This window comes from Methylomonas sp. PHL2-19 (genome assembly GCF_059331595.1).
Genome location: NZ_CP196839.1, coordinates 3,397,115 through 3,418,147 on the forward strand (window position 1 = coordinate 3,397,115; position 21,033 = coordinate 3,418,147).

General features: G+C 51.3%; 16 protein-coding genes, 1 tRNA gene and 1 pseudogene. 5 read left to right on the top strand and 13 right to left on the bottom strand.

The genetic code is table 11. The annotated features are described in order from the left end of the window. Positions 1-6: 6 nt before the first annotated feature. The 4 genes from ACR02O_RS15720 to ACR02O_RS15735 all read right to left on the bottom strand — a co-directional run bounded on the left by ACR02O_RS15720 (position 7) and on the right by ACR02O_RS15735 (position 7,287). Positions 7-1,002, bottom strand: coding sequence for a response regulator (locus tag ACR02O_RS15720; protein WP_319960733.1), 996 nt, complete (start codon positions 1,000-1,002; stop codon positions 7-9). A 7-nt stretch (positions 1,003-1,009) separates the two neighbouring features. Continuing rightward, positions 1,010-4,939, bottom strand: coding sequence for a response regulator (locus ACR02O_RS15725; protein ID WP_494521982.1), 3,930 nt, complete (start codon positions 4,937-4,939; stop codon positions 1,010-1,012). A 464-nt stretch (positions 4,940-5,403) separates the two neighbouring features. After that, complete coding sequence (locus ACR02O_RS15730; RefSeq protein ID WP_033158801.1) at positions 5,404-5,865, bottom strand: single-stranded DNA-binding protein; 462 nt, start codon at positions 5,863-5,865, stop codon at positions 5,404-5,406. Between the two features lie 36 nt (positions 5,866-5,901). Continuing rightward, positions 5,902-7,287, bottom strand: a complete 1,386-nt coding sequence (locus ACR02O_RS15735) for an MFS transporter (protein WP_494521983.1) — start codon at positions 7,285-7,287, stop codon at positions 5,902-5,904. A 152-nt stretch (positions 7,288-7,439) separates the two neighbouring features. Here ACR02O_RS15735 and ACR02O_RS15740 point away from each other — a divergent pair, with 152 nt between their 5' ends. Further along, positions 7,440-7,781: a coiled-coil domain-containing protein gene (locus ACR02O_RS15740; protein ID WP_458137709.1), complete on the top strand. Its 342-nt coding sequence runs from the start codon at positions 7,440-7,442 to the stop codon at positions 7,779-7,781. 68 nt (positions 7,782-7,849) lie between these two features. Here ACR02O_RS15740 and ACR02O_RS15745 read toward each other — a convergent pair whose 3' ends face one another. After that, entirely contained in the window at positions 7,850-8,599 is a 750-nt protein-coding gene (locus ACR02O_RS15745; RefSeq protein WP_458137371.1) for an IS5 family transposase, read from the bottom strand. 176 nt (positions 8,600-8,775) lie between these two features. Further along, positions 8,776-9,833 (bottom strand): annotated as a pseudogene (locus tag ACR02O_RS15750) (IS481 family transposase). Positions 9,834-9,910: 77 nt separating this feature from the next. Between ACR02O_RS15750 and ACR02O_RS15755 the strand changes: the two are divergent. Both ACR02O_RS15755 and uvrA read left to right on the top strand, forming a co-directional pair. After that, positions 9,911-10,432: a hypothetical protein gene (locus tag ACR02O_RS15755; RefSeq protein ID WP_458137710.1), complete on the top strand. Its 522-nt coding sequence runs from the start codon at positions 9,911-9,913 to the stop codon at positions 10,430-10,432. A gap of 101 nt (positions 10,433-10,533) precedes the next feature. Continuing rightward, on the top strand, positions 10,534-13,350 hold the full coding sequence (gene uvrA, locus ACR02O_RS15760) for an excinuclease ABC subunit UvrA (RefSeq protein ID WP_494521984.1): 2,817 nt from the start codon (positions 10,534-10,536) through the stop codon (positions 13,348-13,350). A gap of 144 nt (positions 13,351-13,494) precedes the next feature. Here uvrA and ACR02O_RS15765 read toward each other — a convergent pair whose 3' ends face one another. From ACR02O_RS15765 to ACR02O_RS15785, 5 genes are all read right to left on the bottom strand, one after another. Beyond that, a complete protein-coding gene (locus ACR02O_RS15765) occupies positions 13,495-13,875 on the bottom strand; it encodes a pentapeptide repeat-containing protein (RefSeq protein ID WP_494521985.1) in 381 nt (126 codons plus the stop codon). A gap of 48 nt (positions 13,876-13,923) precedes the next feature. Next, complete coding sequence (locus ACR02O_RS15770) at positions 13,924-14,673, bottom strand: IS5 family transposase (RefSeq protein ID WP_458137371.1); 750 nt, start codon at positions 14,671-14,673, stop codon at positions 13,924-13,926. A gap of 86 nt (positions 14,674-14,759) precedes the next feature. Further along, positions 14,760-16,418: an NACHT domain-containing protein gene (locus tag ACR02O_RS15775; RefSeq protein WP_494521986.1), complete on the bottom strand. Its 1,659-nt coding sequence runs from the start codon at positions 16,416-16,418 to the stop codon at positions 14,760-14,762. Positions 16,419-16,436: 18 nt separating this feature from the next. Beyond that, positions 16,437-17,036 (bottom strand): hypothetical protein, encoded by a 600-nt coding sequence (locus ACR02O_RS15780; protein WP_458137714.1) that lies wholly within the window; start codon positions 17,034-17,036, stop codon positions 16,437-16,439. Between the two features lie 48 nt (positions 17,037-17,084). Next, positions 17,085-17,513 carry a YciI family protein gene (locus ACR02O_RS15785; RefSeq protein ID WP_458137715.1) on the bottom strand — a complete coding sequence of 143 codons (429 nt, stop codon included), beginning with the start codon at positions 17,511-17,513 and terminating at the stop codon, positions 17,085-17,087. Positions 17,514-17,748: 235 nt separating this feature from the next. Between ACR02O_RS15785 and ACR02O_RS15790 the strand changes: the two genes are divergently transcribed. After that, a complete protein-coding gene (locus ACR02O_RS15790) occupies positions 17,749-18,237 on the top strand; it encodes a metallophosphoesterase family protein (RefSeq protein ID WP_458137716.1) in 489 nt (162 codons plus the stop codon). A gap of 98 nt (positions 18,238-18,335) precedes the next feature. Then, entirely contained in the window at positions 18,336-19,148 is an 813-nt protein-coding gene (locus ACR02O_RS15795; RefSeq protein WP_458137717.1) for an arylamine N-acetyltransferase family protein, read from the top strand. A gap of 559 nt (positions 19,149-19,707) precedes the next feature. On the opposite strand, the gene ACR02O_RS15800 is transcribed toward ACR02O_RS15795, so the two are convergent. Further along, positions 19,708-19,785, bottom strand: a tRNA-Met gene (locus ACR02O_RS15800). Positions 19,786-19,837: 52 nt separating this feature from the next. After that, a complete protein-coding gene (ychF, locus tag ACR02O_RS15805; RefSeq protein WP_171695057.1) occupies positions 19,838-20,929 on the bottom strand; it encodes a redox-regulated ATPase YchF in 1,092 nt (363 codons plus the stop codon). Positions 20,930-21,033: the final 104 nt, after the last annotated feature.

Below are 21,033 nucleotides of genomic sequence, written 5' to 3' on the forward strand. Positions count from 1 at the left end.
TACCTATCAAGTTTTCGCCAATTCGCGAATTTCCCAGTCGGCCTTGATTTGCAAAATTTGCGGTTGAATATCCAGAAAACAGGTCACCATCGCCGGATCGAAATGCTGCCCGGCGCCTTCGCGGATAGTCGCGACCGCCTTATCGACCGGCCATGCTTCTTTATAAGGCCGGCGCATGGTTAGCGCGTCGAACACGTCGGCCACCCCGACGATACGCACCGATTCGGGAATATTGAGGTTAGCCAGCCCATTCGGGTAGCCGGTGCCGTCCCATTTTTCGTGATGCGACAAGGCCACTTCGGCCGCCAGTTTAAAAATCGGTGCATCGCTTTTTGACAGAATATCGTAACCAATCTGGCAATGCCGGCGCATGATGCGCCATTCGTCTTCATCCAGCGCACCCGGTTTACTCAGTACCGCATCGGGCACGCCGATTTTGCCGGTATCATGCATCGTCGCGGCAAACTCCAGCAATTCGGCATCGGCACACGTCCAGCCGACATTTAATGCCAAGGCTTTAGCATAAGCGGCCATCCGCCAAATATGTACCCCGGTATCGTTGTCGTTATAGTGGCCGGCTTCGCCCAACATATAGATGGCGTCGCGGTGGCTTTTTTCCAACTGCGTCGCTCTTACCAATGATAAATGGGTTTTTACTCGCGCCCGCACCAGACTGGGTACAACAGGCTTACTCAAGTAATCCACACAACCCACCGCAAACCCTTGCTCTTCATCGCCCAAGTCGGATAAAGCCGTGACGAATATGACCGGGATGGTTTCGGTGACCGGATCGGCTTTCAAAGCCCGACAAACTTGGTAGCCGTTCATATCCGGCATCTGAATATCTAGCAAAATTAAACTCGGCCGGTGTTTGGCAACCGCCAGCAGGGTTTCCTCACCGTTACGCGCAAACACCAAACGATAGGTAGGCTCCAGAATTTCACGAAGTATCGCCAAATTCGCGGGTTCGTCATCCACGATCAAAATCGGATTATTAGGCATGAGTATCTTACTGTTTTGGTATATCGAGCTGGCTTATTAACGCCAGAACTAAGCTTTCAGCTTGCCGAAAATTATAGTCGCGAATTTGTGTCGCGAGCGGCACCAATAAATCGGCATCCACCAAGCCCGCCAATTTCAGCAATAGGCGCTCGGCATGACCGGGGTTATCTTCATCCAGCGCCGTTAATAATTCGCTTAACAAGGGTTTGATACCATCGGGCGCCTCGCTTTGAGTACTATGATCAAGCGGTGACAGGGTGTTTGCGCTTAAGTTACCGATGCTGATGATCACCGCGTCAAGCGCCTGTTGCAGCGCTGCGGCGGCCGCGCCCAACGGCTGACTGTGATGCAAGGCCGTTTCCAGTTCGACGCTGCGTTTGGCTACCTCGGTCAGAGCCAAACCGTAAGCCGCGCCTTTTAACTTGTGCGTCAGGGTGGCAAGCTCGGCAAGTTGACCTTGCTCTGCAGCGACACTAATGTCCCGTCCGGCTGTGCGATACTGCTCGACAAAGCGTGCCAGATAGGCCTGGTAAAGATCGCGCTTATGCCACATTTTTAGGCCGGCGTTAACATCGATTCCCGGCCAATCGTCTGGGTCTGGAGTTGTCGGCACAATGAGTGGGGCGGATTGGCCGCGGGGAATCAGCCCGTCATCCAGATCGCCGGATGCCAGCCCCGTCAATCCGAGCGGCGAATTGTTTCCGGCCCAACGCCTGATCAAAGCCAGCATTTGCGGTACGTTAAAGGGCTTGGCGATAAAATCGTTCATACCGGCTTCCAGCGCTGCTTCCTGCAAGTTTTTAAAGGCGCCGGCCGTGAGTGCCAGGATGGGTAAATCAGACCACGCCGGATTTTTGCGTATCCGCCGCGTGGCGGCATAACCGTCCATGCGCGGCATTTGCACATCCATCAATACCAAATCCACAGCACCAGGGTTTTTAAACAACCAATCCACCGCGTCTTGGCCGTCACACGCCAAGCTGACTTGCGCGCCCTCCGACTCCAAAATGCGCCTGGCCACTTCGCGATTGATGTCGCTATCGTCCACCACCAATATCCGCAGACCTTGCATACGTGTGCCTGCCGAATTGCACGATTTATCCGGCAAAACTGGCAGCGGCGGGGATTTCGACAATACCGCCGCGACGGCGTTATACAATGCGGAAGGGGTTACCGGTTTGCTCAATATCCCCTCGACATGCTTCATGTCGGCATCAACCGCCAGCAGTTCCCGGGAATAGGATGAGCTGATCATCAAGATAATGGCTATACGCGGCTGATCTGGGTTAACCGCCGCCAATGAAGCCCGGATAGCTTCGGCTATGCTCGTACCGTCGACATCCGGCATAGGCCAATCCAGCAACAGCACGTCATAAGGATCGGCGCGTTCCAGACTGGCGAGCAGTTCGACGATTGCCGCCTCACCCGAGTCGACGGCGTTGGCATACCAATCAAGACTTCGCGCCGAGGTATTGACGGCTTCGCGCGTAGTCTCACAATCATCGACCACCAGCAATTTCAAATGGTGCAAATGCGGGAGAGACTGCGCCGGATTGCAATCAAGATGCCGCTGCAACCGCAGGACAAACCAAAATTCGCTGCCTTGGCCGGCTACGCTGTTTACCCGCAACTCGCCCCCCATCAAATTCACCAGCTGGCGACAAATTGCCAAGCCAAGGCCCGAGCCGCCAAAGCGGCGGCTGATTGTATTATCTGCCTGGGTAAAGGCGGCAAACACATCGTCCAATTGCGGTTCGGAAATACCGATACCGGTATCGCTGACGGCAAAGCGCATCGCCACCGTATCGCCGCTTTGCCAATCATCGACAGTCACGCGCAACACGACTTCGCCGCGTTCGGTAAATTTAATCGCGTTGCCGAGTAAATTAATCAAGACTTGTTGAATGCGCAGGCCATCGCCGACCAGAGCATCGACACCGGCCGGCGGGATAATGATCAATTCCAGATTTTTGTGGTCGGCTGCCGCCGCCATCAAGGCCGCAAGGTGATCGAACATATCGCTGAGCCGGAACGGCAGGTTTTCGATCTCCAGGCGTCCGGCCTCGATTTTGGAAAAATCCAGAATATCGTTAATAATCGCCAACAAAGAACGCCCGGCATCACGAATTTTCCGCACCAAACTGTGTTCTTCTTCGTTCAGCGTGTGTTGTTCCAGCAAATAGCAAAACCCCAGCACCGCATTCATCGGCGTGCGGATTTCGTGGCTCATATTCGCCACAAAACTGCTTTTTACCTGCGTCAAATGCTCTGCGCGTTGCAAGGCTTGGTTGAGCTGTTCCGTCCGTTGTTCGACCAGGTTCTGCAAATGATCCCGATATTGCAGCAATTCCATTTCCTGTTTTTTCCGCACGCTGATGTCCTGTACCGTGGCCACCCGATACATCACCTTTTGCTCGGCATTTTTGACGCTGACCAAATCCACCGCCACGTCAAACTTAGAACCATCCTGGCGCCGATAAACCGATTCGTAACGTATTTTGCCGAATTGGTCGGCTTCATGCAGACGCTGTGCGGCCGATTCGACGTATTCCGGCGCGTACAGGGACAGAATGAGTTGGCCTTCAAACTGATCGGCGTTGTCGTAACCCAGCATCTCGGCAAACGCCGGATTGCAGGTTACCAGGCGGCCGGTCTCGGGGTTGCCTATGGCTATACCGTGCCCGCAATAGCGGAAAGCATCGATCCAACGCTGCTTTTCCGCGGCCGCGAGCTTGGCTTCGGTGATGTCTTGTACGGTCCCAATCAAGCGCCAGGGTTGACCATCGGCCGTGGTCTCCAGTTTGGCTTTGGACAACACCCAACGCTGCTGTCCTTGCGGAGTACAAATACGGTATTCCAAACCATTACCGCTGTTACCCGCCAAACAGTCCTGATGCCAGGCGCGTCTGGCGGCACGGTCATCGGGATGCACCGTTTCCAACAACTGCTCCATGGATAAGGCTTGATCGGTTTCGGGTGATAGGCCAAATACCCGAAAGGTTTCTTCGCTCCACATCGCTTGGCCGCCAGGTAGGTAGCGAACCCAAGAACCAATATGAGCCACGGCCTGAGAATCTGCCAGCAGCCGTTCTTTTTCTATCAGGCTTTGCTCGATTTGCCGGCGTTCGGTGATGTCTAAGACAATACCTCGATAGAGTAAAGGCCGACCTTTCTCATCCAACTCTGGTTGACCACGCGACATCAGCCAACGCTCCCGGCCGTCGACTAGTGCGGCAAGCCGCCATTCCACGTTCAACTCGATATTTTGCTGTACCGCTTGGTGAATTGCCGCTTGTGCGATGGCGCGATCATCCGGATGCACAGTGGACAGCCAGACGTCGTAGCTTGCTTGGCAAGCAAACGGCTCCAAGCCATACAGGCGCCACAAACCTTCATCCCATTGATTTTCGTTGGTCTGTAAATTCCACTCCCAGATACCGGCGTTGGCAGCGCGAAGTGCTTGGTTCAAACGCCGGTGGTTAACCTCCGATTCCAAACTGGCAATGCGCTGCAATTCGGCTTTGGAGCGGCGCAATTGTTCGAAAGCCAGATTAAACGACAGCCCCATCAAGGAAAAAATCGCCGTGGAATAGTAATAACGCACGTCCGCAATGTTAAAACTTCCCTCAGGCGGGATAAAAAAATAGATACCCATTGAAACGGCCATTGCGGTAGCAAGCAGGCCGCTAAGCACTCCTCCCAAGTAGGCACTTAAAAATACCGCCGGATAAAACAAACTCCAGGTCAGGGGCGACAGCGCGGACCATAGCGACCATTGCAGTAAACCTGCGGCCATAGGTATCGCCACAGACACAATTGAAGTCAAGTGGATGGGAATTCGTTGGAAGCGGATCTGCAGAAAACGCTCAGCATGCCGATTTCGCTGCTGGTTAAACCTGAGCGGGTCGAAGAATTTAATCAGCGTGTCCTTAATCACCGCGATAAACCCTGCAACATTCAGCCGTTGCGCAACGCATAAAAATGCAAAAGTTATCCATGCAAAACAATGCCGGCCGCCACTTTATTAGCAATCCTGCAGCAATTCAGGTGTGTAGCTGCCAGTCTAAAAACAACTAACGAACGTACTGAATCGGAGACTGTCGCCGCGTCAGACCCGGTGTATTGCCAACGCTGCTCGGCAAGTATCAACCGGCACGTTTTGTCATCCGCTATGAAAATGTTGCGCAAACCGAAAAACATATGCCCCCCCCGTGCTTTAGGTAGCCCTCTAAAACGCTAGCTTACCAGATGAGTTTATTGCGGCAAATATCGAGGGGCTCTAGTATCTGTAGACAGCGAATAATATGTAAAGTGGCGTTTTAGACGGCGCAGAACAAACAGATTTCGCGCGCTATAAAAAAGCCCCTGAGTAGGGGCTTTTTGCTTCTTCTAAGGTAAGTCTCAGAACGGAATATCGTCGTCGAAATCGTCATAGGAAGCCGGCGCAGCTTGTGGGCCTGAAGGTCCGGAAGAGCGATTGTCATAGCTACTGGCCGGCGGAGTATTATTGTCCGAGTAGCTGGCAGTGCCGCCGCTTTTACTGTCCAGCATGTGCATATTGTCGGCAACGATTTCGGTTGTGTACCTATCTTGACCGTCCTGGCCTTGCCATTTTTGGGTACGGATACGGCCTTCGACATAACATTGGCTACCTTTTTTCAGATATTCGCCGGCGATTTTCGCCAAACCACTGAAAAACACTACCCGGTGCCATTCGGTTTCTTGCTTGCGCTCACCAGTTTGCCTATCTTTCCAGCGTCTATCGGTGGCCAACCGTATCGTGGTAATAGCATCGCCGCTCGGCATATAGCGCACTTCCGGATCGGCGCCGAGGCGGCCGATCAGCATAACTTTATTCAGCATGGTGTTCTCCGTGTAAAAATTGCGAGTAACAGCGGCTTATTGCCACTGCTTCAAAAAAAGACCTAATTGATTTTTATCGAGCTGCTGGTTATCGACTTTCAGATACGCGGCATTTTCTTCGAAATGCAGCCGTACCTCTTCAATGCCGTTAATCGCCAACAAAGCTTTGGAAAATTCCGCTCCGCGTTCGGGTTTGATCGCCTGCAATGGCAACAGCAAATTGGCCCAGTAGCGCGGTGGCGACATGAACAGCGCGATGACTATCCAGCTGGCGGCAACGCCCGCCGAAAACATAAACACCGCCGCGGCGCCGAATTCGCCGTACAACCAGCCACCAGCGCCACCGCCTAAAAACGCGCCGAGGAATTGGGCGCTGGAATAGATGCCCATCGCCGTGCCTTTTAGGTCGCCGGGTGCGGTTTTGGAAATCAATGACGGCAAGGTGGCTTCCAGCAGATTGAACCCGCAGAAAAAGATCCACAAGCAAGCGATCAATCCGATCAACTCGCCGTGCAGCAACACAAAGCCAATGTTGGCAATCACCAAGGTGGCAATCGCGCCGATAAACACTTTCTTCATCTGCCGCTTTTTCTCGGCGATGATCACGAAGGGGATAATCATAGCCATCGACGTCACCAACACCGGCAGATATACCATCCAGTGATTCCCACCTTGCAAACCAGCATCGCGCATCAGTAGCGGCACCACCACGAAACTGGCCATCAGGATCAAATGCAGCGCAAAAATACCGTAGTTCAAGCGCAACAGATCGGCATTCTTGATGACCGAACCCAGCTCCGAAGGGATGTACTCGGCATCGCGGTGGGTGGTAATTTTTTCCGGGTTAGGCACGACAAACAGAATCACCAAAATGGCCAGCGCCGCCAATACCGCAATCATCCAGAAGATGCCGGCAATGCCGAAATGATGGGCGATGATAGGTCCCAGAGTGATAGCCACCCCGAACGACACGCCGATGCTGGCACCTATGGTCGCCATGGCTTTGGTGCGGTGTACTTCCTGGGTCAAGTCGGCCAGCAAGGCCATGACCGCAGCAGAAATCGCCCCGCAGCCTTGCAAGGCTCGCCCAATCAAAACGCCGTAAATATCGGTCGCCAGCGCCGCCCAGACGCTGCCGGCCACAAATAAAACCAGTCCAATCACAATGACCGTCTTACGGCTAAAACGGTCCGACAACAAACCGAACGGAATTTGCAGGATGGCTTGCGTCAGGCCATAGATACCCATCGTCAAACCTACCAGCTTGGGCGTCGAACCGGGCATTTGTTCGGTAAACAGCGACAACACCGGCAGCAACATGAACAAACCCAGCATTCTGAGCGCATAGATACTGGCCAGCGATACGGTAGCCCGCTTCTCCATGGCCGTCATCGGACTGGTAATATCCTGAACCTGTGTCAAACCAAACTCCCCTTTGCCTTGCGTCGTTAAAGGTGGCTATAGTACCAGTTTATCAAGGAGAGACTCCAGCGCCGGAATGAAGCCTGAAGAGTATTTGCCAAGGATTTTCGCGTGTTAGAATGCAGCGGAAAATATCCATCTAGGAAACCAAAATGACTGCGATCATGTTCGACACCCATGAATTTGTGAAAGAACTGAAAGCAGCGGGATTTAGCGAAGAGCAAGCGGAAATCATCACCAAGTTGCAAAAAACCGCCATTTCCGCAACATTGGAACAAGCGAAACACGATTACGATTTGGATGATTTATCGACCAAGCGCGACTTAAAGGAACTGGAAACCGGCCTTAAGCGCGACATCAAGGAGCTGGAGCTGAAGCAAGACGCCAAATTGGCCGAAACCAAAAGCGAATTGATCCGCTGGATAGTCAGCGTGGGCTTGTTGCAAACTGCCTTGATTTCGGCGTTGTTGCTTAAGTTGAGCGCATTGGGTTAACGCTAGCAAACGGGACATGCTGAAGCATCTGTAAGGATTGATGCAACTTACTAGGGGCTGTTGCCGTTTCACATCGGTAACCATATAAATGCACAAGCCAGGGCGATAGCACCTTCAAAATTGCGTTTTAGTTTGTCATATCGGGTGGCAATAGCTCTAAAATGTTTCAGTCGCGCAAATACGTTTTCAACGAGGTGGCGATATTTATAGAGACACCAGTCCATTTCCTCATTCCCGACTATTGAATTTTGTTTTCTTGGGATGATGGGGACTGTGCCTTGGTCTCGAATTTGAATCCGTAACGGCTCGCTGTCATACCCTTTGTCTGCAATCATGTAGCCCGCCTGGGGGAGCTTGGCCACAAATTCCGGCGCTTCTTTGCAGTCATGTACTTCGCCCCCCGTAATCGAGAACTGGATGGGAAGTCCACCGGCATCAACCGCCATATGGATTTTGGTCGTGTTGCCTGCGACCGATTTCCCGATGGCTGTTGGATTTTCATGGGCGCCGCCGCTACTGTGTTGATGGGCTTTAATAATGCTGCCATCAATAAATAGCCATTCCAAATCAGGCTCAATCACTAGCGCTTGAAAGATACCCCTCAGCTTTTCTTGCAGTGACCAGGCATTGAAGCGCTTGTACGCGGCATTCCACTTGCCAAAAGCGACGGGCAAGTCTCGCCAAGGGCAGCCAACACGCAAGCGATAAAAAATCCCTTCGACCGTTTGCCGAAGACCGGGTTTGTCGTAAATGCTGAAACTCAACATAATCGTTTTTAGCTTTTCCCAGTGGGTATCTGTAAGCAGTTGGCGTGGCATTCGCTAGTTATCGTTTGATTGAAAACTCAATCAATATGGCTCGCCAATCGATTTTCAAAGGGATTATGACAAAATGGCAACAGCCCCTAAATATGCACGGGGAAACCGGCCTTAGCGTTTGTGTATTAGCTCAGACCTGATCTGACAGTTACCGTTTTTGCGGGGTGTCTGTCAGATTAGATTTGGTTCAGATTTTTTTGAGCCCAAATCTGTTTTCCATCCAGCAAGGTATCCATCGGCGTTCTGCCGTTGCACATTCTGCCCTGATGAGTTCGGTCATTGTTGTAATAAACCAGCCATTCGTCCAGATCTTTTTGGAGTTCATCCAGGTCGCTATAGAGCTTTTTGCGGAACGTGACCTGATAGAACTCCTGCAAGATGGTCTTGTGGAAGCGTTCGCAAATCCCATTGGTTTGCGGCGACATGGCCTTGGTTTTGGTCTGGTCGATGTCGTTGATCGCCAGATATAGCTGATAATCATGCTGTTCGACCTTGCCACAATATTCTGTGCCGCGATCCGTCAGAATGCGTAGAACGGGTAATGCGTTGGCTTCATAGAACGGCAATACTTTGTCATTCAGGATGTCCGCGGCAGTAATCGGCGTTTTGGTGGTGTACAGTTTGCAGTGAGCGACTTTGCTGTAGGTGTCCACGTAAGTCTGCTGGTAAATCCGCCCAACCCCTTTGAGGTTGCCAACGTAAAAGGTATCCTGCGAACCCAGGTAACCGGGATACCCACAGGGCACAAGTGGGCTGTTTCGATTTCGCCGCAGGCTTGATCATCCTGCTGCTTTTTCTCCAACGCCGCAATCTGCGCATCGCTCAGCATTAACCCTTCGGCGGCTACCTTGGCTTCCAGTGCTTTAAGCCTCTTTTTAAAGTTCTCCAGGTCATGCCGTAACCAGATGGAGCGAACGCCGCTGCCGGATACGAATACCCCTTGTTTACGCAGTTCATGACTGGTTCGATGCTGTCCATGCGCTGGCCACTCAACCGCATAGGCTTTCACTGCTAGCTCAATGCTTTCATCGACGCGATTCTTCAGATTCGGAGACCGGCGGTTTTTGTCGATTAAGGCATCAATGCCACCTTCGGCCACAAGCTCTTGATAACGATAAAACGTATCGCGCGAGACACCCATCACCTTGCAGGCTCTGGAGACGTTATTCAGTTCTTGGGCTAAATTTAACAGCCCCGCTTTGTGTTTAATGATCGGATTGTTTGTATGGATCATGGGAGTTACCTTTTGTGTTTTGTGTAAGGATTCGACACCCCTATCAAAACCGGTAACTCTCATCTTTTCAAGTCGATGTGTCAGATCAAGTCGTGACTAATACAAATAAAATATTACCCCTGCTTAAAGCAAATAAGAGCACCGTAATCCTATTTGCCATTGCAACCTTTTTATGTTGTGAGCGACTCAAAGCCTACATCATCATACCGATTGCCATAGCAGCACTGCTCTACCAAGTTATCCAAATCCTGCGTTACTGGCGTTCGCCACTGCAACGCGCCATCCGCCTGACTGCGATTGCCATTATTTTAGCATCACTAAGCAGCGTACTCGTTTTCCACATCTATCGACACTACAGCGTCAGAGCCAAGAGCCATCAAATCGCCAAAACTATTGAAATGTTTTACCTACAAAACCAGCGATACCCGGATAAGCTAAAAGACATGGGAATTGATTCCCGAGCAGCGCGCGATTGCTGCAGAGTGTATTTCCATGTCTACGACGGCCAGCCAACTCTGATATACGATGTAACCTACGATTACATGGACTGGTGGAGCTATAACTTCAAGACCCAGGAATGGATCTATGTATCGCCTTGAGCATCCCCCTTACGAACCTACATAAGCAAATCGCTCTTTGCCCAACGCCCACCGTTCCCCGTATAGTATGGAGTTGTTCAAAAAAACAGGAATGCACAGCAGTGGACACCATCAGCATACGCGGCGCCCGCACTCATAATTTAAAAAACATCGATCTGGACTTGCCGCGCGACAAGTTGATCGTCATTACCGGCCTGTCCGGCTCCGGCAAATCATCGTTGGCGTTCGACACGATTTACGCCGAGGGCCAGCGCCGTTACGTCGAATCCTTGTCCGCCTACGCCCGCCAGTTCTTGTCGATGATGGAAAAACCCGACGTCGATCATATCGAAGGCTTGTCGCCGGCGATTTCCATCGAACAAAAATCGACCTCGCACAATCCGCGCTCCACGGTCGGCACCATCACCGAGATTTACGATTATCTGCGTCTACTTTATGCCAGAGTCGGGATTCCGCGCTGCCCGGAGCACGGCGTATCGCTGGAAGCACAAACCGTCAGCCAGATGGTTGATCAAGTGTTGGCCCAGCCGGAAGGCGAGCGCTGGATGCTGCTGGCGCCGGTGATCAACGACCGCAAAGGCGAGCACGTGTTGCTGCTGGAAGATTTGAAAGCCCAAGGCTTTTTACGCGCCCGCATCGACGGCGAAGTCTACGAGTTGGACGAGCCGCCTGCCCTGGATTTAAAGAAAAAACACACCATCGAAGTCATCGTCGACCGCTTCAAAATCCGTGATGACATCCAACTGCGCTTGGCCGAATCCTTCGAAACAGCGCTACGCTTATCCGAAGGCTTGGCAATTGCCGCATCGATGGAAAACGATCAGCAATTATTGTTCTCCGAACGTTACGCCTGCCCACATTGCGGCTACAGCCTCAGCGAACTAGAACCGCGTATTTTCTCGTTCAACAACCCGAAAGGCGCCTGCCCCAGTTGCGACGGTCTGGGCGTGCGCCAGCACTTCGATCCGCAATTGGTGGTGCACAATCCTGAGATCAGCCTGGCCGGCGGCGCGGTACGCGGCTGGGATCGGCGCAACGCATACTATTATCAAATTATTTGCGCCTTGGCCGAGCATTACAATTTCGATCCAGAAGCGCCGTTCTCGCATATACCTAAAGATGTACAGGGAGCAATTCTGTACGGCAGCGGCGAGGAAAAAATTAGCTTTACCTTTCAAATGGGCAACGGCAAACCCAAAACCAGCCGCCACGCCTTCGAAGGCATCATTCCCAATATGCAGCGCCGTTACCACGAGAGCGATTCGCAAATGGTCCGCGATGAATTGTCGAAATACCTAGCGCAACAAATTTGCGCGGTGTGCGACGGCGCAAGGTTAAACATTGGCGCCCGCAACGTGTTTGTCGATGAGCAACCTTTGCATTACGTCACCCGCTTGCCAATTAAACAAACCTTGGGCTTTTTTCAAGGCTTGAATATTCCCGGACACCGTGGCGAAATCGCCGCCAAAATCAACAAGGAAATTCAGGAACGCCTGGAGTTTTTAGTCAACGTGGGCTTGGATTATCTGACGCTGGACCGCAGCGCCGACACCTTATCCGGCGGCGAAGCGCAACGTATCAGGCTAGCCAGCCAGATCGGCGCCGGCCTGGTGGGCGTGATGTACGTGCTGGACGAACCGTCGATAGGTTTGCACCAACGCGACAACGAACGCCTACTGAACACGCTGTTTCGATTGCGCGATTTGGGCAACACCGTCATCGTGGTCGAGCACGACGAAGACGCGATCCGCGCCGCCGACCATGTGGTGGACATCGGTCCCGGTGCTGGCGTGCACGGCGGGCAGATTGTGTCGCAAGGCACACCGGCGCAAATACTGGCCGATCCCAATTCCTTGACCGGCCAGTATTTGTCCGGCGGCTTGAGCATAGACATTCCCAAGAAAACCACGCCGCGCGATCCAAGCAAACAAGTTACCATCCGCAAAGCCAGCGGCAACAATCTGCAAAATGTCGATGTCAGCTTTCCGGTGGGTTTGATGACTTGCGTGACGGGCGTCTCGGGTTCGGGTAAATCGACGTTGATCAACGATACGTTATACAGCCATGCCGCGCGGCTGATTAACGGCGCCAGTTGCATTCCAGCACCCTGCGAAGCGATTGAAGGTTTGGAACACTTCGACAAAGTAGTGGACATCGACCAAAGCCCCATCGGCCGCACCCCTCGCTCCAATCCGGCTACCTATACCGGCATCTTCACACCGGTGCGCGAGCTGTTCTCCGCGACGCCGGAGGCCCGCTCGCGCGGTTACACGCCGGGCCGTTTCAGCTTCAACGTCAAGGGCGGCCGCTGCGAAGCCTGCGCCGGCGACGGCGTGATTAAAGTAGAAATGCATTTTCTGCCGGACATCTTCGTGCCTTGCGACATCTGCCACGGCAAGCGCTATAACCGCGAGACCCTGGAAATCCGCTACAAAGGCAAGACCATCCACGAAGTGCTGGAAATGACCGTGGAAGACGCCACCCAATTCTTCTCGGCCATCCCCAGCCTGGCCCGCAAGCTGCAAACCTTGATCGACGTGGGATTGAGCTATATCACGCTGGGCCAGAACGCCGTAACTCTATCCGGCGGCGAGGCGCAACGGGTGAAACTGGCGAAGGAACTATCCAAACGCGACACCGGCACCACGTTGTACATCCTGGACGAGCCGACCACCGGTCTGCACTTTCATGACATAAAACAATTGCTGACCGTGTTGCACACCCTGCGCGACCACGGCAACACCGTAATCATCATTGAGCACAATCTGGACGTGATCAAAACCGCCGACTGGATTGTGGACATGGGCCCGGAAGGCGGCAGCGGCGGCGGCCTGCTGGTGGCGGAAGGTACGCCCAAGCAAATCGCCAAGCACAAAAGCTCGCATACCGGGAAGTATTTGAAGCGGTTTTTTGCTTAGAGCCTGTTCACGATCTTTTCCCCTAGTTCCCACGCGCTGCGTGGTAACCGGAAAGCACCGCGCTGCGGTGCAAATAACCGCAACGCGGCCTAGCCACTCGTTCCAACGCAGCGCGTTGGAACGAGGAGAAAAGCTTATTCCAACCTAATCTGTAGAAGTAGGATTACTTTTGTCGTAAATAGTGTTTTTAAGATTCGCCGATTCGAAATTCAGTGCTTCGTGAAGATTTGTATTTTTCAGATTGGCGCCTTCGAAGTTTGCACCCGCAATATTCGCGTCTTTAAAGTTAGCCCCCTCTAGGTCTGCTTCTCTAAAGTTTGCGTTGATTAGAATTGCGCCTTCACAATTGACATATCTTAGAGACGCAAAGCCCAAATTTGATTCTTCAAGATGAGCTTCTACCAAACATGCGCCATCCATAAATGCTTCACAGAGCTCTGTGCCAGAAAAACTAGCATGTGACAAATCCGTTCCTTCAAAATCGGCTCCCCAGAAGAATTGCCCAAACAGCGCACTGGCTTCCAAATCCAAAAAGGCTAAAGAGCTAGAAAACAAATAGGGGCTGTTGCCGTTTCACATCGGTAACCATATAAATGCACAAGCCAGGGCGATAGCACCTTCAAAATTGCGTTTTAGTTTGTCATATCGGGTGGCAATAGCTCTAAAATGTTTCAGTCGCGCAAATACGTTTTCAACGAGGTGGCGATATTTATAGAGACACCAGTCCATTTCCTCATTCCCGACTATTGAATTTTGTTTTCTTGGGATGATGGGGACTGTGCCTTGGTCTCGAATTTGAATCCGTAACGGCTCGCTGTCATACCCTTTGTCTGCAATCATGTAGCCCGCCTGGGGGAGCTTGGCCACAAATTCCGGCGCTTCTTTGCAGTCATGTACTTCGCCCCCCGTAATCGAAAACTGGATGGGAAGTCCACCGGCATCAACCGCCATATGGATTTTGGTCGTGTTGCCTGCGACCGATTTCCCGATGGCTGTTGGATTTTCATGGGCGCCGCCGCTACTGTGTTGATGGGCTTTAATAATGCTGCCATCAATAAATAGCCATTCCAAATCAGGCTCAATCACTAGCGCTTGAAAGATACCCCTCAGCTTTTCTTGCAGTGACCAGGCATTGAAGCGCTTGTACGCGGCATTCCACTTGCCAAAAGCGACGGGCAAGTCTCGCCAAGGGCAGCCAACACGCAAGCGATAAAAAATCCCTTCGACCGTTTGCCGAAGACCGGGTTTGTCGTAAATGCTGAAACTCAACATAATCGTTTTTAGCTTTTCCCAGTGGGTATCTGTAAGCAGTTGGCGTGGCATTCGCTAGTTATCGTTTGATTGAAAACTCAATCAATATGGCTCGCCAATCGATTTTCAAAGGGATTATGACAAAATGGCAACAGCCCCTAATGTCCACAGCCCCGAAGATAATACAACCAATTGCCAAAAGCGTCTTCGTCCGGCAAATCGAGCAGAATAACTTCCAAGGTTTTTTTTGCACACGCGGAATGTAATATCAATAATGCTTCCTCGGCATTGCAGGATTGCCTGAGCATTTCCTGAAAATTGCACAACCCCATCTTTTCCATCGGCATGCCATGAGAAAACACCGATTTTAATAACCGAATCAACATCACTTGCCATTGTTGAATTTGGTCTAAAGGTGCTAATGCAACCTGATCTGAAATAAACGAATCCAGGTAAAAATTAATTCCAGTCGGCCCGCAAATCTCAACCCAATGCACTAATGCCTGGCGCTCATCCCAGCCTTCATCAGGATCTTCATCGTGAAGTAGTATTTGTTTGCAAACCCTATCCAGCATTCTGACGATGCGGCAAGCAGTCAAATATTCACCAAAGCTTTTGTGCGTAAACTCGAAGGTTTTATCGCCTTTAATTTCACCACTTTGCCGAAAATAAAATGCCGTTAACAGGCGAGTTACGCCTTTTTCAGCCCCCTCTTGAAACTCCTCTAAATAGCGATGAAGACTACCTTTTTGGCATCTTGTTTGGATGTTCTCGACCGTAGTAGTTCTACCGTCTTCATGCCAAATCGCTAACGCAATTTCTTCCAAGATTCGACAAAAGTTAGCAAAACTGAGATTACCGGTGCCTTGGTGTCGGCGATTATTGCCTTCATACTGACGCTCATATACAGCTTGTAATAAGTCTTGATAAACCAGATTTAAACTGGTGTCTGAATCAAATTCCAATTGCTGGCGCTGGTAGCTCAAGGCTACTAAATAATTTAGTAGAGGCCAGCAGGTTATTTCCGTGAGATTATCCCCGGACAAATTCTCCGGCATACACTGATAGTTTTTACCGCTGACTAGACCATATTTTTTCCACCAAATCTGACGCTGATCTTCATTCAGCAAATGTTGCACGTCTTGATACTGCTCTAGCTGTTTTTCCGGAACAAAGTACGGCAGAACGTGCCATATTTGTTTGGGCTGGCGGAGTTTATTGGCGTTAGCTTGCACTGCCAAATCGCGACCACTAATCAATATTTGCCGTTGCAATTTCTGCGCAGCGAAGTGATCGAGTTTACGTAACACTTCGTCGACAAATTCCAGCGCCACTTGCGCCGCCGCCTTACCTTGCATCGACAGCTCATCCAAACCATCGAAAATCACCAATAATCGACTCTCTCCCTCTTTGGCATCTAAAGGGTTGCCAACCAAATAGCGATTTTGATTGACAAAGCGCCCCACTGCATCAATCAAATCCGCAGATAGATCAAACAAGTGTAACGATATAAACAGAACTTTAATCCCAATGTGCTCGGCCACATGGGTGGCGAACATTTTACAGAACGACGATTTTCCGCAACCCGGGCCGCCACTAATCAACCGCACCGCATCATCAGCGTTAAAATGCTGTACCCACTGAGTTAACTCGGTCTGTAAATCAACCACGTGACGGGTAGTTTCAGACTTTTCATGGTCAAGAGCGCGGTGTTTGATTTCTTTGGGTGATTCTTCATAGTAAGCGCGCAACGGCACATAAACACTTTGCAGGCTGAAAGCCTCAGCAAACATGCGCTGATTAACTTGTTCGCGCAACCAAGCGCTGTAATGCAGCTATTGGCGTTGCTGTTGAGCTGCCTTGGTAAAAGGCGAATCGATTGCTGCGGTGATTGATACGTATCGTTCCGAATCTTTCAACCATTCGCTGTGTAGCGCTAATACAAATTTGTCGGGTAAGCGCTGAACCAGCGCTTGAGCTTGAATTTCCGGCAAACTCAAACCTGCTAGCCATTGCTGCATGGATTTACCGAATTCAGTCAGTAATGGCAATTGTTGCGGCTTGTGGAAAAACTCAGAGTCTATGCTGACGGTTAAACCATCGAGATGATCGGCAAGAATACCCGACAGGTTTTCTAGCGTTGAATCGTCAATAGAATTCTGGTTAAACAAATCCTGACTGTCATCTAGCAATTCCACTAGAGCCGCCGTGAATGCTCGGTAGATCAACAGCCACGCAAGTTGACCGGCTTTGTCATCAGATTTCAAATCAGTCAGAGCATCGGCTAAGGTCTCCGTCGCATCTTCCAATTCTCCTTGTACACCCTTGGCTAGGGATTTCGCTAATCCGAGGAAAAACTTTTTCGGTTCAATTTTTAGTGGCTTATTCCAGATTGAAACGGGCTTGCTGATGGTTAAACCGCGTTGAATATCCATTTTCTGTGTCGACAGTTGCAGAGAATAAAAACTAGGTTTTACCAAATTCTAGTATTCCGATCCACCAGCCTGTCGATTTGAATCCAAACTCGCTACCAACCGCCGCTTCTCGCTTTCGGCAATCATGGCCGATAAATCCTCGGCGGGGCGAACTTCCCAAGGCCCCATCTTGATTCCGGGGTGGTTGGATATCAATTGAATGGCGTGATTAATATCCGTCGCGTCCAAAATCAATAGTCCGCCCAACAGTTCTTTGGTTTCGGCGTAAGGGCCGTCGGTGCGGAAAACCTCGCCGTTTCGGTAACGCAGGGTGACCGCGGTGTTGGGGCCTTGCAGCCCTTCCCCGCTTACCCAATTGCCGTTTTTCTTCAGGACTGCATCGTAGATAAAGCAGGCATCGATCATGGCTAGTTGTTCGGTTTCCGGCTTACTAGTCCAGTTTTCGACGTCCAGGTAGCCGAAGCAAATGTATTTCATGGTTTTCTCCCAAGTTGGTTTATGAAGACAAGAAGGCTTTCGGCACATAATCGTTTGAGAAGCTTCCAAATCGACAACGGCTCGAAAAACTATTTTTCGATTATGCAAAGGCTATGGGGACCATTGACAGTCTTCATAGCCTGCATTGGCTTGATTAAGCTTTGGTCGCAACGATTCCTGTATCGGCTTTTACTTTAATTTAATCGCCCCAAATTCGGCGTAAACTAGCACCAAAATGGCTACCGAAACCGAACCCCCAACTACTCAGCGCATCGGAATCATCTCAGACACCCACGGCTTGCTCCGCCCCGAGGCGCTGGCGGCGTTGCAGGGTTGCGCGCGGATTATCCACGCCGGCGACATCGGCAAACAGGAGGTGTTGCAGCGGCTGAACGAGTTGGCACCAGTCACGGCGGTACGTGGTAACAACGATAAAGGTGCTTGGGCTGAGGAACTGCCGCTTAGCGCCAGTGTGACAGTTGAGCAAGCCTGCCTTTACGTGATTCACGATTTGACCGAGATGCGCATTGATCCAGTCGCGGCCGGGATTCGCGTCGTCATCTCCGGCCATTCGCATAAACCCTCGATTCAAGAACGCGATGGCGTGCTGTGTCTCAACCCCGGCAGCGCCGGTCCACGCCGGTTCAAATTGCCGATAGCCGTTGCCGAACTTGTCATCAGGGATACCGCAATCGAGGCGCGAATCGTCGAGCTGGCGGTTTGAAACCGATTGCAAGAATTTGTTATCGTTGCCACCTGCTGGATTGCCGGCGCACGATTCTCTTCCTTTTAATCGCTTTTTTTACTCTACAAGATTACCCCATGAGTTTTGATTTTAACGCTTACCTAAACCGCATCGGCATAGCCAAACCGGAGCCGACCCTCGCCGGGCTCAGCCAATTGCAACAGGCGCAACTCGGCGCTATTCCGTTCGAAAACATCAATCCGCTATTGGGCTTACTGCCCGAGTTGGAAACGGCGGCGTTGATGGAAAAAATCGTCGCCAATCGACGCGGCGGCTATTGTTTCGAATTGAACGGGTTGTTTGGACAGGCGCTGGATGCCTTGGGATTTGCGTATCAGCCGATTATGGCCAGAGTGCGAATGGGCCGTAACGAGGGCGGACCGCGCCTGCATTTGGCGTTTATCGTAGAGGCTGAAGGCGAATCGTGGCTGGTGGATGCCGGCTTCGGCGGGCCTAGCCACTATCGACCGTTGCGCCTGAATACCGAGCAGACGCAAAATCAGGACCACAACCGGTTTCGGTTGCGCCAGGAGGCGGAATCCGGAGAAACGGTGCTCGAACGGCTACAGGACGGCGAGTGGTTTGCCTTGTATAGTTTCGACCGCTCAAAAGTGCAACGCTGCGACCTGGACGCGGCCAACCTGGTATGCACAATCTGGGACCAATCGCTGCTGTCGCAAAATTTATTGATTTGCCGGAATACCGCCGAAGGCTGGGTACAATTGTTCAATACCCAGTTTTCAAGATGCCGCGCGGATGAGAAAATTAGCCATTCAATTGACAGTCAGGCGCAATTAAATGACTTGCTGGACGAGCAGTTTGATATAGCGCTCAACAGTGAGCAGTTGCGCCGCCTCGCCGAGCGCTTGGCATTAAACCGGGATAACTAAGCATTTGTCCGGCGGGTTTTATCGGCATTGCAGCGCCCTGTCTGAGCAGGTACTCGGCAAATTTGCCTATTTGTTCAAGCAAACTTGACGATTTATCCATCGCTCAAGATGTCTGAAACGGCTTTTGCTTGGAAATGGCGACACAACTGGCTAATACAAAGGTCGCGTGCTATCAGCAAGGCAAACTGGGTGTAAAAAAATGATTTTGGCATTCTCATACGTATGCTGTAGCAGGGAAAATTTATTTCCAAACTCGGCGAGCACTTTAAGGCAAGTCTTGTCGCGCGTTTATCGCACCCGTCGATGTGCGCTTACCCAAGGCCTCGGAGCCAAATTCAGTCCAGCACCAGGACTACATGCTAGTGAATTACTCTGCAGTTAACACAGCTTTTTGAAGAGCGTGACCAACCGTCAATACGGTTGCTAATTGTGAAGTAGGATTAACCGGCAGAGCAGTTTAGTGTGCTGCTGAGTACTGTCGTTTTTATACCAACCGGTACTCAATATCTCGCAGGCATAAAAAAAGGACTAGCGAATTAACGCAAGTCCTTGATTTAAATGGTGGCGATACCGGGGATCGAACCTGGAACCTCGGGGTTATGAATCCCGCGCTCTAACCGGATTGAGCTATATCGCCACTGGGAACAGCTTTGAAAAGACGCGCATTATAGGGCGCGTCTTTTCTATTGTCAAACATTGAAACGAAAGTGCATCACATCCCCATCCTGGACTTTATACTCTTTGCCTTCCAACCGCCATTTACCGGCATCTTTGGCACCTTGTTCGCCGCTATATGCGATGAAATCCGCATACGAGACAACTTCGGCGCGGATGAAACCTTTTTCGAAATCGGAATGGATTACGCCCGCCGCCTGCGGCGCGGTCGCATTGACCGGAATTGTCCAAGCCCTGACTTCCTTGACGCCAGCAGTGAAATACGTCGAGAGATTCAAGAGCTCGTAGCCGGCACGCACCACCCTGTTCAAGCCCGGCTCTTCCAAGCCCAAATCTTCGAGAAATTCTTTCTTTTCGTCTTCATCCAACTGCACGATCTCCGCTTCTATCGCGGCGCAGACGGCAACCACTTTGGAACCTTCCTTCTCGGCAAAAGCCTTGACCTTATCCAACATCGGGTTATTGTCGAATCCATCATCTTGGACGTTGGCAACATATAGAGTCGGTTTGATGGTGATCAGACATAATTCCTTGATAAGTTTAGCCTCGTCCTCGGTCAAGCCTAGAGTACGCACGGCTTCTCCGGCATTGAGGTGATCCAGCACCCGTTCCAGAACGTCTTTTCTCGCCAGTTCGTCCTTATTGCCAGACTTTGACGCTTTTGCGGCTTTTTGCAGCGCTCTCTCGACGGAAGACATGTCGGCCAGAGCCAATTCGGTATTGATGACTTCGATATCGTTAATCGGATCGACCTTGCCGGCAACATGAATCACATTGTCGTCTTCAAAACAGCGCACAACATGGACAATGGCATCGGTCTCGCGAATATTCCCCAGAAATTGGTTGCCCAGACCTTCGCCTTTCGAGGCACCCGCCACCAGGCCGGCTATATCGACAAACTCAATCGTGGTGGGCAACACCCGTTCCGGTTTGACGATTTCCGCGAGTTTATCCATGCGCGGATCAGGAACCGGGACGACGCCGACGTTAGGATCGATAGTGCAGAAAGGATAATTTTCGGCGGCGATAGTCGCTTTAGTAAGCGCGTTGAACAAAGTTGATTTACCGACGTTGGGCAGCCCAACGATTCCGCAGTGTAGTGCCATGAATTTTATACAGAAGGATAGTTTAACGGGAGCCGGATGAACCGGAAGAGTGCGGGCGCGATTATACAGAGAATTTAAGAATACGGCCGTGCCGATGCGAGAAG